Source organism: uncultured Campylobacter sp. (genome assembly GCF_938040115.1).
Taxonomy (GTDB): Bacteria; Campylobacterota; Campylobacteria; order Campylobacterales; family Campylobacteraceae; genus Campylobacter_A.
In genome coordinates this window covers 1-13,715 of the sequence record NZ_CALHXD010000035.1, presented here as the reverse complement: position 1 = coordinate 13,715, position 13,715 = coordinate 1, and the positions used below count along the sequence as shown (strand labels likewise).

At 42.9% G+C, this 13,715-nt stretch carries 15 protein-coding genes and 1 pseudogene; 13 read left to right on the top strand and 3 right to left on the bottom strand.

What is annotated here, in order from left to right; translation table 11 throughout:
- Positions 1 to 170, bottom strand: a pseudogene (locus Q0314_RS01485) (phospho-N-acetylmuramoyl-pentapeptide-transferase); the annotation flags it as partial.
- A gap of 79 nt (positions 171 to 249) precedes the next feature.
- Here Q0314_RS01485 and gpmI point away from each other — a divergent pair.
- The 13 genes from gpmI to accA all read left to right on the top strand — a co-directional run bounded on the left by gpmI (position 250) and on the right by accA (position 11,998).
- On the top strand, positions 250 to 1,737 hold the full coding sequence (gene gpmI, locus Q0314_RS01480) for a 2,3-bisphosphoglycerate-independent phosphoglycerate mutase (RefSeq protein WP_298055724.1): 1,488 nt from the start codon (positions 250 to 252) through the stop codon (positions 1,735 to 1,737).
- A gap of 262 nt (positions 1,738 to 1,999) precedes the next feature.
- On the top strand, positions 2,000 to 2,338 hold the full coding sequence (locus Q0314_RS01475) for a dynamin family protein (RefSeq protein ID WP_298055722.1): 339 nt from the start codon (positions 2,000 to 2,002) through the stop codon (positions 2,336 to 2,338).
- A gap of 274 nt (positions 2,339 to 2,612) precedes the next feature.
- Positions 2,613 to 3,542: a hypothetical protein gene (locus Q0314_RS01470; protein WP_298055718.1), complete on the top strand. Its 930-nt coding sequence runs from the start codon at positions 2,613 to 2,615 to the stop codon at positions 3,540 to 3,542.
- 39 nt (positions 3,543 to 3,581) lie between these two features.
- A complete protein-coding gene (locus Q0314_RS01465; RefSeq protein ID WP_298055715.1) occupies positions 3,582 to 5,267 on the top strand; it encodes a dynamin family protein in 1,686 nt (561 codons plus the stop codon).
- The gene (locus Q0314_RS01460; RefSeq protein WP_298055712.1) at positions 5,264 to 5,560 is read left to right on the top strand and encodes a hypothetical protein; all 297 of its coding nucleotides are present in this window, start codon (positions 5,264 to 5,266) and stop codon (positions 5,558 to 5,560) included. The genes Q0314_RS01465 and Q0314_RS01460 overlap by 4 nt, the downstream gene beginning before the upstream one ends.
- A 55-nt stretch (positions 5,561 to 5,615) precedes the next feature.
- Entirely contained in the window at positions 5,616 to 6,065 is a 450-nt protein-coding gene (locus tag Q0314_RS01455; RefSeq protein ID WP_298055710.1) for a hypothetical protein, read from the top strand.
- A gap of 11 nt (positions 6,066 to 6,076) precedes the next feature.
- Positions 6,077 to 8,017: a dynamin family protein gene (locus Q0314_RS01450; RefSeq protein ID WP_298055708.1), complete on the top strand. Its 1,941-nt coding sequence runs from the start codon at positions 6,077 to 6,079 to the stop codon at positions 8,015 to 8,017.
- A complete protein-coding gene (locus tag Q0314_RS01445) occupies positions 8,017 to 8,472 on the top strand; it encodes a hypothetical protein (protein ID WP_298055705.1) in 456 nt (151 codons plus the stop codon). Before Q0314_RS01450 ends, Q0314_RS01445 begins: the two co-directional genes overlap by 1 nt.
- Entirely contained in the window at positions 8,469 to 8,660 is a 192-nt protein-coding gene (locus tag Q0314_RS01440) for a hypothetical protein (RefSeq protein ID WP_298055703.1), read from the top strand. Before Q0314_RS01445 ends, Q0314_RS01440 begins: the two co-directional genes overlap by 4 nt.
- A 110-nt stretch (positions 8,661 to 8,770) precedes the next feature.
- Positions 8,771 to 9,514 carry a 3-oxoacyl-ACP reductase FabG gene (fabG, locus tag Q0314_RS01435; RefSeq protein WP_298055700.1) on the top strand — a complete coding sequence of 248 codons (744 nt, stop codon included), beginning with the start codon at positions 8,771 to 8,773 and terminating at the stop codon, positions 9,512 to 9,514.
- An 81-nt stretch (positions 9,515 to 9,595) separates the two neighbouring features.
- Positions 9,596 to 9,829, top strand: coding sequence for an acyl carrier protein (gene acpP, locus Q0314_RS01430; RefSeq protein ID WP_298055695.1), 234 nt, complete (start codon positions 9,596 to 9,598; stop codon positions 9,827 to 9,829).
- A gap of 19 nt (positions 9,830 to 9,848) precedes the next feature.
- Entirely contained in the window at positions 9,849 to 11,057 is a 1,209-nt protein-coding gene (locus Q0314_RS01425) for a beta-ketoacyl-ACP synthase II (protein WP_298055693.1), read from the top strand.
- Positions 11,057 to 11,998, top strand: coding sequence for an acetyl-CoA carboxylase carboxyl transferase subunit alpha (gene accA / locus Q0314_RS01420; RefSeq protein WP_298055691.1), 942 nt, complete (start codon positions 11,057 to 11,059; stop codon positions 11,996 to 11,998). Before Q0314_RS01425 ends, accA begins: the two co-directional genes overlap by 1 nt.
- 308 nt (positions 11,999 to 12,306) lie before the next feature.
- Here the strand turns inward: accA and Q0314_RS01415 are convergent, their stop codons facing one another.
- Both Q0314_RS01415 and Q0314_RS01410 read right to left on the bottom strand, forming a co-directional pair.
- Positions 12,307 to 13,074 (bottom strand): transporter substrate-binding domain-containing protein, encoded by a 768-nt coding sequence (locus Q0314_RS01415; protein ID WP_298055689.1) that lies wholly within the window; start codon positions 13,072 to 13,074, stop codon positions 12,307 to 12,309.
- 32 nt (positions 13,075 to 13,106) lie between these two features.
- On the bottom strand, positions 13,107 to 13,715 hold a 609-nt coding region (locus Q0314_RS01410; RefSeq protein ID WP_298055686.1), incomplete at its 5' end, for a 2-hydroxyacyl-CoA dehydratase family protein.

Genomic DNA, 13,715 nt, shown 5'->3' with positions numbered 1-13,715 from the left:
GGAGCTAGCTCGTAGATGGGCTGGGCGGCGTTTTTGGCCTTTGCCCACGCGATAAATTTAGGCAGCGCCCAAACGGTCAAGCAAAATGCGATGAAAAACGAAAAGCCCGCGCGGACGGTGATGTATTGAAAAATATTAAAATTTAAGAATTCATAAATATAGTAAAACATAAAGACCTTTATTTTAAAAAAAACTAATTTTAGTATAATGCCGTTAAAAAATATCTAAATTTAAGGCGAAAATTTAAAAATGGCGCAAAAAACTATTTTGGTGATCACAGACGGTATCGGATATAACGAGAGTAGCGAATTTAACGCATTTGCGGCGGCAAAAAAGCCCACATACGACTGGCTGTTTAAAAACGTCCCAAACGCGCTCATAAAAACCTCGGGCCTAGCAGTCGGCTTGCCCGACGGACAGATGGGAAACAGCGAGGTCGGGCACATGTGCATCGGCAGCGGGCGGGTTTTGTATCAAAATTTGGTAAAAATTTCGCTCGGTTTTGAAAACGGCTCGCTGGCTAAAAGCGAAAAGCTTCTAAATTTGTTTAAAACCTGCAAACGCGTCCACGTCGTCGGGCTTTACAGCGACGGCGGCGTGCACTCGCACATGAGCCACTTTGACGCGATGTGTTCTCTTGCGGTCGCAAACGGTTGCGAAGTATGCGCTCACGCTATAACCGACGGGCGCGACGTAGGCCCAAAAAGCGGGCTGGCGTTCATAAAATCGCTGCATGAAAAGGCGCAAAATGCGGGCTTTAGGCTGGCTAGCGTTAGCGGTAGATTTTACGCGATGGACCGCGACAAGCGCTGGGAGCGCGTAAAAACGGCCTACGACGCGATGACGCGCGGAGAAAACGGGCAAATCGTATCGCCGCTAGAATATGTCATGCAAAGCTACGAAGCGGGCGTGACGGACGAGTTTATCGTGCCGGCTAGCTTTGGCGGGTTTGAGGGTATAGGCGGAAACGACGGCGTGATATTTATAAACTTTAGAAACGACCGCGTGCGCGAGATCGCGGCGGCTTTGGGCGATGAAAATTTTAGCGAATTTGCGCGCCCGCTCGTCGTCAAAAATTTACTCACGATGACCGAATACGACGCAAATTTCGCTTTTCCAGTACTTTTTGAAAACGAAAAACTAAAAAATACCCTCGCCGAGGTCGTCGCAAATGCGGGACTAACGCAACTACACACCGCCGAGACCGAGAAATACGCGCACGTGACGTTTTTCTTTAACGGCGGCGTCGAGGAGCTCGCCCAAAACGAAACGCGCGTGCTCGTGCCAAGCCCCAAAGTAAAAACCTACGACGAAAAGCCCGAAATGAGCGCGCAGGCGGTGTGCGAAGCAGTGCTAAAAGGGATGGATGACGGACAAGACTTTATCGTGGTAAATTTCGCAAACGGCGATATGGTCGGGCACACGGGCGAATTTGACGCGGCGGTGAAGGCGGTCGAGGCCGTGGATGCGGCGCTGGGGCGCATCGTAGCAAAAGCAAAAGAGAAAAACTACGCGCTAATCATCACGAGCGACCACGGCAACTGCGAGCAGATGAAGGACGCGCAGGGTAATTTGCTAACCAACCACACGACTTTTGACGTATTTTGCTTCGTGATGGGCGAGGGCGTAAAGGCGGTAAAAGCGGGCGGCCTAAACAATATCGCCGCGAGCGTTTTGGCGCTGATGGGTATCGAAAAACCCGCCGAGATGGACGAGGCACTGTTTTATAAAACCTGATTTATTTTTGTTATTCTAAAATAAGTCCGTTTTTAAGCTTCTTCAAGTTATAGGCCAAGTTTTTAGGACTATATTCTAAAAACTTGCCTAGCCTTTTAAAATGCCTTTATGTTTTTAATTTTTCTTAAATCTCGTACTAAATAAAGATAAATTTGAGTTAAATTCTAGTAAAATACATAGCTAAATTTTATTATAAAATTTGGACGTTTTTTAGTCCTATTTTTGCGCTAAAATAACATAAAAATTTATCAAAGGAGTAAGTATGCAAATCAAAGAAATTTGCGACAAATACGGCATAGACGGCGTATATGAGCGTTTTGCTTCATCTTGCGAGGATAAGATTGAAGTTGGATTTTTAGGCGAGTTTTCAAGCGGTAAGTCAAGCCTGCTAAATTCCCTTTTAGGGCAAGATCTGCTAGTAACTGCTAGCAAGCCGACGACTAAAACCGTTGTTAGCGTAGGTTTTGGCAAGGAGGAGAAGTTTTTTAAGATCGAGGGCGGCTGCGACGAGCAGATTAGCAAGGACGAATTTATCACGCTTCAAACCCAGAGCGCAGAGTCTCGTCTAAAAGCTCAAATTCCCGTGGGGGGGGGACGCTAATAGCCTAAATTTCACCTACATAGATACTCCCGGCGTTTCAAGTCTTGATAAACTTGATTTTGATATCACGTTTGGTTATTTACCTCGCCTTGAGTGCGCTATCGTTTGCCAAGATATCAATCAAGGTTCGCTAACGCAATCTATCTTAAATTTCATCTCGCAAAATCCAGAAATCCTACCTCACGTCATCTTTGCTATCACCAAAAGCGACTCCAAGTCCGCATACGCAGCGCAAAGGATAAAAGAAGCCGTTTTAAATCAGCTTAGCGAGCTTTTGGGCGATGCTGATTTTCAAGATATCGGAAAGAGGATAGTTTTCACTGACGCTAAAAGCCAAAATTTGGAGTTAAAAGAGCTGATAGACGAGAGATTTTATAAAAATTTTGAGACGCTAAAAGCAGTAAAAGTAGCCAAGTATGAGCTAAAGACCAAAAAAGAGCTCCTAAAGATACTAAAAGACAGACTTGAAAATACGAGTTTTAGTATCGCCGAGCTAGATGCTAAGGCTGCTGATATAAACGCCAAAATCGCAAAGCTAAAAGAAGATATAAACAAACAAAAGTTAAATTTAAACGATTATGTAAAAAACCTCGAGATAAAGATAAAAAACGCTGCCGTAAGAAGCGCTGATATGTTAAAGGCAGGCGATGCTAGCGGGTTTAGCGAGGAGATAATAAGCATAGTAGAAAGCAACGTTAGCGAGTACTTTAGCGGTCGGCTCCACGTCGATGACGGGCTTATCGATATATCACATATATCAGAGCTAATAGAAAAGATAAATTTTAGAAAACAGATTTTGGATATATTGCCGAGTATATCGGGCGGTATAAGCTATGCGCTAGACAAAGTCGATGACTACCTGATTGCAGTACCAAAGCTAATGATAATTACTAAAACAGTTAAATGGGGACTAAGAGGCATTACGATATTTGGCGATACGGTGTCTGATTTTTTCACCGGCAGGAGCTACAAAAATGCCGTAGACGATATCGCAAATCTCATCTCCGCCGCTACGAAAAAATACATAGAGGACTTTGCTAACGAGCAAATATTTGCTCCGCTTGAGATAAGCCTAAACGACGAGCTAGATAGCGCAAACGACGTGCTACGCCTAAAAAAGGAAAACATCGACTCTGTAAATGCGCTAAAAGAACAGCTAAGAAACGATATCTGGGATCTTGAGCTTGAGGTTGCGGGAAAATAACCGTATCTAAAATCAAATTTAATAAAGGAAGGATAAAAAATGAAAACATATGAGCCGCTAATCTCATCCGGCATCAGTGAGGATTTTGATAGCTTTATCGAGTATATATCTTTTATCAAAGACATTTCAAACGATTACGGCGTAAGCTCAAACGAGGAGCTAAGGCAGCATCTATACTTGCTCGCCGGAATCGCCAAAGTCATCATTAGCGATGAGGTAAAGATGCTAGACTCAGCCTACAAAGCTGAGGTAGTCGTTATCGGAGATTTTAGCGCTGGCAAGTCAAGCTTCATAAACTCACTCATCGGTAAGGAAGTTTGCCCCGTAAATAGCGCTGCTACGACATCGTCGGTTACGAAGTTTATATTCTCCTTTGACGAGAGGATACTAAACAAAACCGACAACAAGACGATAGATGCTCAAGAATACAAAAAACTGGTAACTCACCAAGGCGACACCAAGGCTACTTACGAGCTAGATTACTACTACCCATTTACGCCTCTTCGCGGCGTAAATTTATATGATACTCCGGGCTTTGCTAACGCTACCGGGCAGGGCGATACGCAGCTAACGATGAAAAAGGCCAAAGAAGCTGACGCCGCACTACTACTCGTTGATATAAATACGGGTTCGGTAAATGATGCGCTCAAGGGCAAAGTAAGCGAGCTACAAAAGGCAAATCCCGACATGCTCTTTTACGCCGTATTAAACAAAGCCGATACGAAATCCCCTAGTGCTAGGCAAAAGGTAAAAGATGAGGTAATGAAAAATTTCGATTTTTTTAAAGGATGCTACGTTTATAGCTGCGCTCCGGATGCCGAGGGCGTTGATGTGGAGACTGCTAAAAGAGGGATAATGGACGATTTAACGCGTATAAGCGAGGCTAAATACAAAATCAAAACTCCTAAATTTAGCAAGGATAAAGCAGAATTTGAAACTGACCTCTTGTCTACGCTAAAAGACGTCAAAGACAGACTAACTGAACTAGCCGAATTTAACCTCGAGCTAAAAATCGACGATTGGAGCGAGATCGAAAAAAAATATAAGGAGATGGCGAATAAAGTTAGTAGAAAGTGTGATGAGACATTGGTACAAAATCAAAATAAAAAATCAGGAGTAGGCGAATTTTTTGACTTTATATCTTATGGATTACCGTTTGCTAGGGTAATCGGCGACATGGCCAAAGAAGCTTCTGATACATATTACCATGATTTATTTATATTAATAAATGAAGAATATTTTGCAGATGAGCTTGAGAAGATTCAGGATATTGTTTACAACAGTATGGTTGATACTATGCAGGAAAAATACAAAAATATTACTAATACCAAAGAAGCTTTGCTGGAGGAAATAGCAGAAAAGCTAGGATACGATATGGGGTGCTTACTTGCTGATAAGGTTGTAGAGTATGGAAGAGGGATTATCAATGTTGTAAATAGTGATCCGTATAGGCTATTAGATATAGAAAAATGGGATGATGCTCATGAATTAAGAGGCAAAAAAGAAGAATTTTATAATGCTATAAGACAGACGATACTGGACAATTTTGGATTTTTTCAAAGTTGTATAGAATCTGCTGTTGATGAAATTAATCAAAAATACCAAGAGCTCAGCAATAAAGACACTCAACACTACCAAAATACGATGGACAAGATAGACGACTTTATCTCATTCATAAAGCAAAACGAGAAAAATAGAAAATCAAATTTAAAGGAGAAAGCATGAGTTTAGAGTCAAGCGATTTTTACGATATAGCAGAGGAGTTGCTGGAATATTTTGCGTTTTTAAATACGCTAGAAAACGACTATGCGCTTAGCTGCGAAGACGGTTTTACCGGCGGTATTTTCCCCGTGCGTCAAAAGATCAAGGATATCTTGGCGGCAGCGGCTGTAGGAGCTTCAAACGAGGCGGATGGATTAAATTTATCCGAAGACGTAGCAGAGCTTAGAAGCGAAATTTTAGACATAGCGCAAAAAAGCCAAGCAGGTAGTCGGCGGGTATATCGACTTTACGCCTAGCGTTAAGATAAGAAATTTTAACGCTATAAAGAGGGCCTTAAGCGAGATAGCGCAAATGCTGGGCGAAAAAGTTTTGCTCGAAGAGGGCGAAGACGATAAAGATATGCACGCGTGCCGTATAGATGAAAATTTATTTAGAAAGGAAATTTTCGAGGGCAAATTTTTGGATATAACGCGAGAGCAAGTTTGGTTTAACGGAGGCGGCAAATTTGAAGATATTTTCGTTATATTGCTTCTTGAAAAGCTAAATATATTTATCCTGTCCGTACTGGAAGATAACTTTTACGGATACGTTAGACTCGGCGACGAGGAGCAAATATCAAATTCCGGCAAGATGATTGCGGATTTCGTAAGCAAAAACGGCGAGTATTTGCAAAATTTAATCCAAGATGCGGTAGATAAATACGACTATATAATCCAAAACGTCATAAAACCGCGAGACGATGAGATGAATAGATACCTAATCGAAAAAATAGACGACGTCGTCGATACTTTAAGTAGATAAAGGAAAAATAGATGCTAGAAAATTTTAATGCCAAGAAACAAAAACTGCTAGATGCCTACGCGAGGCTAGCTAAAAGCGGCTTGGTCTTTAGCGACGGCTTAGATGAAAATACGCTAAAAGATAGAGCAAGCAAGCTAGAAAACGAGGAATTTATCCTAGCGATCGCAGGCCAGATGAAGGCGGGCAAATCAACGCTTTTAAACGCATTGGTATTTGGCGGCGAGCCTATCTTGCCCGCAGACGATACTCCTTTGACGGCTAAGATAACCGAGATCCGATATGCAAAGCAGCCAAAGCTAAAGGCTAATTTTTATTCAAAAGACGAATGGGAAACGCTAAAAACGTATAAAGACGAAAACGGACGAGAGTTTTTTAAAAACGATATAGTGCCTACGATAAAAGATAAAAGCGTAGAGGCAAGAGGCCTTGGAACAAGCAAAGAGGATAAGATAGAAAATCTAGGCGAGTACGTAGCAAACAAGGGGCTTTATACGCCGTTTGTAAAAACCGTGGAGATATATCACCCAAGCGAAATTTTACGCCAACTAATAGTAGTCGATACTCCCGGCACCAATGACTCAAACAAATTTCGCTCGCAAGTAACCCTAGACTGGATAGGTAGGTGCGACGCGGCTATATACGCGAGCTATGCAGGAAGGATGCTTGACGAAAACGACTATAAATTTATCACAAACTATCTACTGCATCTAGCATCATCAAAGCGCATCATCGCGGTAAATAAAATCGATACCGCAAATAGCGAAGAGGAAGTAAAAAGCGATCTAGAACGTATCAAACAAGACGATAAATTTAAAGATACTATCTTTAACGACAAGAGCAAATTCGTCCTAACCGCCGCGCTGGCCGACGTCATAAAATTTAAAGAAAAAAACGGCAAGCTAGACGAGGATGATGAATTTTACAAGAAAAAGCTGGTCAAAAAAGGCTTTTATGAAAATAGCCGAGTAGAAGAGCTAAGGGAGCTAGTGGCTAAAAAGCTCGTAGAAAATAAAGGCGACGATCTTATAGCTTCGCATACGGACTTTATCATGCAAACCTTTGAAAGAAAGAAAAGAGAGATAGATGATAGACGCGCGAGCCTACAAAATGCGCTAAACGTAAGCGTAAAGTCAAACGAGGAAATAGAAGCGTCGATAAAGAAAATAGAGGCAAATATAGAACAAATCTACCAAAGTCAAAACGAGCTGGCAAATGAATTTGATGAACGTATATCAGATATCCAAGACGAGATAGAAGGGGCAACGGTAGATAAATTTGAAAAAGTACGGAAATTTCTCATAGATAAATTATACAGCTACAACAGTATCAACGACATAAGGTACCGAATAGAGTGGGATGTCAAAAATGCGCTTGAAGATAACGCTATCTTTAAAGAGATAGCTAAAGTCGCCAGAGAAAGTTTGGAAGAAAACATCGAGGCTTTTAAATACGAAGTTATAGCTAAATTTGAAAAAATTACGGGCTTTGACCAAACTCTCATCGAAAATCGCGTAAATCACAAAACCTTTACTAGCGTAAAAGATATGCAAGACCAAGTAAGCGCGCTAGCTATAAGTAACCGCACGGTAGAAAACGCTCTAAGCGATAGTACAAGGTTTTGGCAGAGGTGGTTTGACACGGAAAAAGGCAAGGAAAACTACAAGGCAAAGCTAAGTAGCGCGATACAAGATAATCTAGCGCAAATCCAAAACATAGTCAAAGACAAGATAAAAAACGTCGTATCCCAAAATGCCGACGAGTTTATAAACGGTATAAAAACGGCTATGCGCGAGTGTGAGGAAGAGAACAGAAAGCTATACGAGGAAATAAGCGTCAAAGGACAGCTAAAATCGACCGAAGTAGCCGCGATAAAAGAACGTATCAAAGATATCAAACTCGAGCTAGAAGGGCTTGATAAATTTAAAAACGAAATAGAAACGGAGATAAAATAATGGAGGAAAGTATGTTAAGCGTAGGAAAAATAGCGGCGGTAATTTTAGTGGGCGCGATAGCTCTTTTGGTTGGCAACGCCATAAAGACAAAGAGAGGGCAAGATAAAAAGCCAGATAAAACAGCTGAGAAAACAACTAAAAAAAGCTCAAATTTAAGCGAATTGGAGGCTAAATTTAAGCACGACTACATAAATCAAAAGCTAAGCGAATACGCCGATGTAAACGGTGTCGCGGACGAAATCGTAAAAAAGGTCTATCCAAGCTACAAAAAAGACCTAAACAATGCATCGATAAAATGGACTGAATTTAACGGTGCGATAAGCGAACTAGAGGAAAGATTAGCTAAATTTGACGGAGACGGATCGACGCCCCAAAGAAGATTCGTAAATATGCTCTCAAGCGAGTGTGCGCCCGAGATAGATGCACTAATCGCAAAAATCAAGGAGATAAAATGATAGCCCTAGCAATCATCAAAAACGGCAGCCTGCATGTTTATGACGATAAAAATCGTCAGCTTTTTACCAGGCCGGCGAGCGGACTTACGCTGCTTGGATTTACAGCATCAAGCGTGAGTGTCGCGAGCAAAACGACCGCATATGTCTATGACGAAAAAGGTAGGCAAATAAGCTCTCGGCCGCTTTGAATTTAGTTTTTTGCATACCGTAAGTAAAATTTAGCCCTTTTTCGCTACAATTTGATTTTTATTAAAATAAAGGCTTGCGGAAATCCGTTATGCCAAATCAAGGAGAAAAAATGAAATTTAGCGGAAAAAACGTGCTAATCACCGGCGCAAGCCGCGGTATCGGCGCGCAGATAGCCAAAACCCTAGCGCAAATGGGGTTAAAAGTATGGATAAACTACCGCTCAAAGCCCGAAATAGCCGATGCGTTGCAAGCTGAAATCGTAGCAAACGGCGGACAGGCTGCGGTAGTTAAATTTGATGCGACGGATGAAGATGAGTTTGTAAAGGCGATAAATTTGATCGCAGACGCCGACGGCGAACTAAGCTACCTCGTAAATAACGCAGGCATAACAAACGACAAGCTCGCGCTTCGCATGAAGACGGAGGATTTTACCGGCGTGATAGGCGCAAATTTGACCTCGGCCTTTATCGGATGCCGCGAGGCGCTAAAAGTAATGAGCAAAAAACGCTTCGGCGCCGTCGTAAACGTTGCCTCGATCGTGGGCGAGATGGGTAATGCGGGGCAAGCTAACTATGCTGCTAGCAAGGGCGGAATGATAGCGATGAATAAAAGCTTCGCCAAAGAGGGTGCGGCGAGAAATATCCGCTTTAACTGCGTAACACCGGGCTTTATCGAGACGGATATGACGAGCGAGCTGAGCGACGAGATCAAAAAAACCTACAGCGACAACATCCCGTTAAAGCGATTTGGAAGCGCTAGCGAAGTGGCCGAAGCTGTGGCGTTTTTGCTAAGCGATCACGCTAGCTACGTCACGGGAGAGACGCTAAAGATCAACGGTGGGCTATATATGTAAGGGCGTAAATTTTGCGTTTTTGCGAAATTTTAAGCTAAAATATATTAAAATCACGAAATTTTTATTTTTAGGAGAAGAAAAATGGCAATATTTGATGATGTAAAAGACGTAGTAGTTGAGCAACTAAGCGTGGCTCCAGATGCTGTAAAGCTTGAGTCTAAGATTATCGAAGATCTAGGCGCGGACTCACTTGACGTAGTTGAGCTAGTTATGGCTCTTGAGGAGAAATTTGAGGTAGAGATACCTGATAGCGACGCTGAGAAGCTGATCACTATAAACGACGTCGTAACCTACATCGAGAACCTAAATAAATAAGTTTTTGTAAGGAGAGATCTTGAAAAGAGTCGTAGTAACCGGGATTGGGATGATCAACGCTTTAGGGCTCGACAAGGATAGTTCATTTAAGGCTATCTGCGAAGGTAAAACCGGCGTAAAAAAGATAACCTCTTTTGACGCGAGCGATTTTCCAGTTCAGATTGCTGCCGAGATAACGGACTTTGACCCGCTTAGCGTGATGGACGCTAAGGAAGTTAAAAAAGTCGATAGATTTATCCAGCTTGGATTAAAAGCTGCTAAAGAGGCTATGGCCGATGCAAATTTCGGCGAATTTGACGCTGAAAATTTCGGCGTTAGCTCTGCTGCCGGCATAGGCGGTTTGCCTAATATCGAAAAAAACTCCAATATCTTGCTTGAAAAAGGCTCGAGACGAATTTCTCCATTTTTTATACCTTCTGCGCTAGTGAACATGCTGGGCGGCATAGTTTCGATAGAGCACGGCCTAAAAGGGCCTAATATCTCTAGCGTAACGGCATGTGCGGCATCTACTCACGCCATCATCGAAGCGGCTAAAACCATTATGGTCGGTGAAGCGCAAAAGATGCTAGTCGTAGGCTCCGAGTCTACGGTTTGCGGCGTAGGTATCGGGGGATTTGCGGCTATGAAAGCGCTTTCTACTAGAAACGACGATCCGCAAACGGCATCAAGACCTTTCGATAAAGACAGAGATGGCTTTGTTATGGGCGAAGGTAGCGGTGCGCTCGTGCTTGAAGAGTATGAAAGTGCTAAGGCTAGAGGGGCTAAAATTTATGCCGAGGTGGTCGGTTTTGGAGAGAGCGGCGATGCGTATCACATCACTTCGCCTTCGCTTGAGGGACCGCTTTCTGCGATGAAAAAAGCCTTGAAAATGGCTGGAAATTTGCAGATAGACTACATTAATGCACACGGCACCTCGACACCGACCAATGATAAAAACGAAACTGCAGCATTAAAGGCTCTTTTTGGCGGCAATGTACCTCCAGTTAGCTCTACCAAGGGGCAAACAGGACACTGCCTTGGCGCGGCTGGCGCGATAGAGGCTGTCGTGTCTATAATGGCTATGCAAGAAGGTCTTATACCGCCTACGATAAACTACGCAACCAAAGACGAGGAGTGCGATCTAGACTATGTGCCAAACGTGGCTAGAAAAGCTGAGCTAAACGCCGTTATGAGTAACTCTTTTGGATTTGGCGGTACGAACGGCTCTATTATATTTAAGAAGATATAATGGCAAGTTATCTAGACTTTGAACAAGGTATCAAGCAAATAGATGATGACATCGCAAACGCGAGGATTCGCGGCGATGAACACGCGATAGAAATTCTAAATAAAAATTTAGAAAAAGAGACCGCTAAAATTTACAAAAATCTCAACGAGTTTCAGCGCCTTGCTTTAGCTCGTCATCCGGATCGCCCTTATGCTATTGACTACATTAAGGGTATGATGAGGGATTATTATGAACTTCACGGTGATAGAGCGTATCGCGACGACGGGGCGATAGTTTGTTTTATTGGCTATATAGGCTCTAAAAAAGTCGTCGTGATAGGCGAGCAAAAGGGTCGAGGAACCAAAAATAAACTAAAAAGAAATTTTGGTATGCCTCATCCCGAGGGTTACCGTAAAGCCTTACGAATAGCTAAGATGGCTGAGAAATTTGGACTTCCGATACTATTTTTAATCGATACTCCAGGCGCGTATCCAGGCGTTGCGGCTGAGGAGCGCGGTCAAAGCGAGGCGATCGCTAGAAATTTATTTGAATTTGCAAATTTAAAAACTCCGATGATAGCCGTCGTTATAGGCGAGGGTGGAAGCGGCGGAGCTCTAGCTATAGGCGTAGCTGATAAGCTAGCTATGATGCGAAATTCAGTTTTTTCTGTTATCTCGCCGGAGGGTTGCGCAGCTATACTTTGGAACGATCCGTCAAAACAAGAGCAAGCTACTAAAGCACTAAAAATAACTGCTGACGATCTAAAAAGCTTAAATTTGATAGACGACGTCATAGAAGAGCCGATAAATGGCGCTCACAGAGATAAAGAGACTGCCGTAAAAGCGCTTGCGAGTTATTTTATAACCGAGCTAGATAAACTTGAAAAGCTAAAAGTAGATGAGCTTTTAAACGCCAGAATAGCTAAAATCTTATCTGCAGGCGCATTTGAAGAGGGCAAATAGCGCTAAAAAATAGTACTCTTACAAAAAGTTGCTTGAACTTTTTGTAAGTTGCTTATTTATTTCCGAATTATTCAAATTTGCACGAGTCTTACGTAAAATACCCCTAGAACCAAAAATAATCTTACTAAATTTAGTTTAACGACTTCCTATCACCAAAATATCTATTTTATGGTTTTATGTTATGCAGAAAAGTTATAAAATAGTATTTAGAAAATGTATTTGGGTCAAAAGATGGCTTGAAAAATAAATTTGGCCACATAAGTTTTAAATTTGCAAATTTGAAATTTACCCGTCCGCCGCCTTTAAATTTATTCTGAAATATCCTTATCAAAATACTTCATCGAAATCTCTTTTAGCTTGCCTTCTACTTTTAGCTCGTTTAGAGCCTTGTTTATCGCTTCCAGTAGCTCGGCGTTGCCTTTATGTACGATCGCTGCCGTATACATCGGCGTTTCGCCCGCCTTGATTAGCTTTATCGGGGCTTTTGGGTGCTGTTTTTTGTAGTCGTAAAACATCACGGCGTCGTCTATCGTGTCGTCGGCGCGCTTGGTGATTATGAGATTTATCTGGTCGCTTAGGCTATCGGCTACGACGAGTTTTGCGCCGTATTTTTCGACAGTAGGGATCCACATGCTATTTACCGAGTGCGTGGAGCGCTTGCCCTTTAGATCGGCAAAGCTCTTGATATCGTCGTTATCCTCGTGCACGATGATCGCCGAGTATGAGGTCATGTAGGGCACGGAGTAGTCGTACTTTTTCTTGCGTTCTTCGGTGATGCTTACTTGATTAAACACGGCGTCTGCCTTGCCCGCGTCAAACGCCGCTAACATAGCGTCCCACGAGGCTTCGACGAATTTTGGCTTTAGTCCAAGTTTATCTGCGACGGCTTTTGCTATCTCGACGTCATAGCCCATTAGCTCGTCTTTTTCGTTATGAAACGAAAACGGCGAATACACGCCCTCGGTCGCTATCCTTATGACGCCGTCATTCTTGATCTGCTCGAGCGAATTCGCGCTCGCTAAATTTAAACAAACGGCTAATACCGCGCCTAGTTTTAAAATCTGTTTTAGCTTCATGCTAACTCCTTTTATAAATTTTAATCCTAAATTTAACCGAGCAGCTCGATAAACGCCTCTAAGCGCGTACGAATTTGCCCGACGTCTTGTTTTGAATAATCGGTCTCCAGCGACATATAGTTTGCTCCCGCTTCGCGGCTGGCTTCTTTGATCCCGTTCGTCTCGATCGCGTAGGTGTGGCAGCCGCTTAGCACGACGTCGATGACGCCGTCTGCTTGATATTCGCGGATAAATTCCTTGATAATATCCGAGCGTGCGTCGTTTTGATACATCACCGAACAGGGGATTTTAAGGTAGCGCTCGGCGATATTTGCGACCAAATCGCCCTTAGTTTGTACTTGGTTTTGATAGCCTTTGGTGCCGGAGCAGTTTTCAAATGCCACTACGTCTGCACCCAGCTCCTCAATCTGCTTGATAACCTTTTCATACACGCCTCCGCTCGGACAGCCTGTGATGATGATCCGCTTTTTACGAGTTTTCGGCGGCGTCATCTCCTTTGCGGCGGCTATGTAAGCGCGTATCATTTTAAGCTTTTCGCGTTTGTCGTATATGAAGTCGCTCGCAAATGAAATTTGATGAATTTCGCTGCCCGCTACCGGCATCGGATTTAGTTTGCCAAGCTCTAAAAGCTCCAACATCAC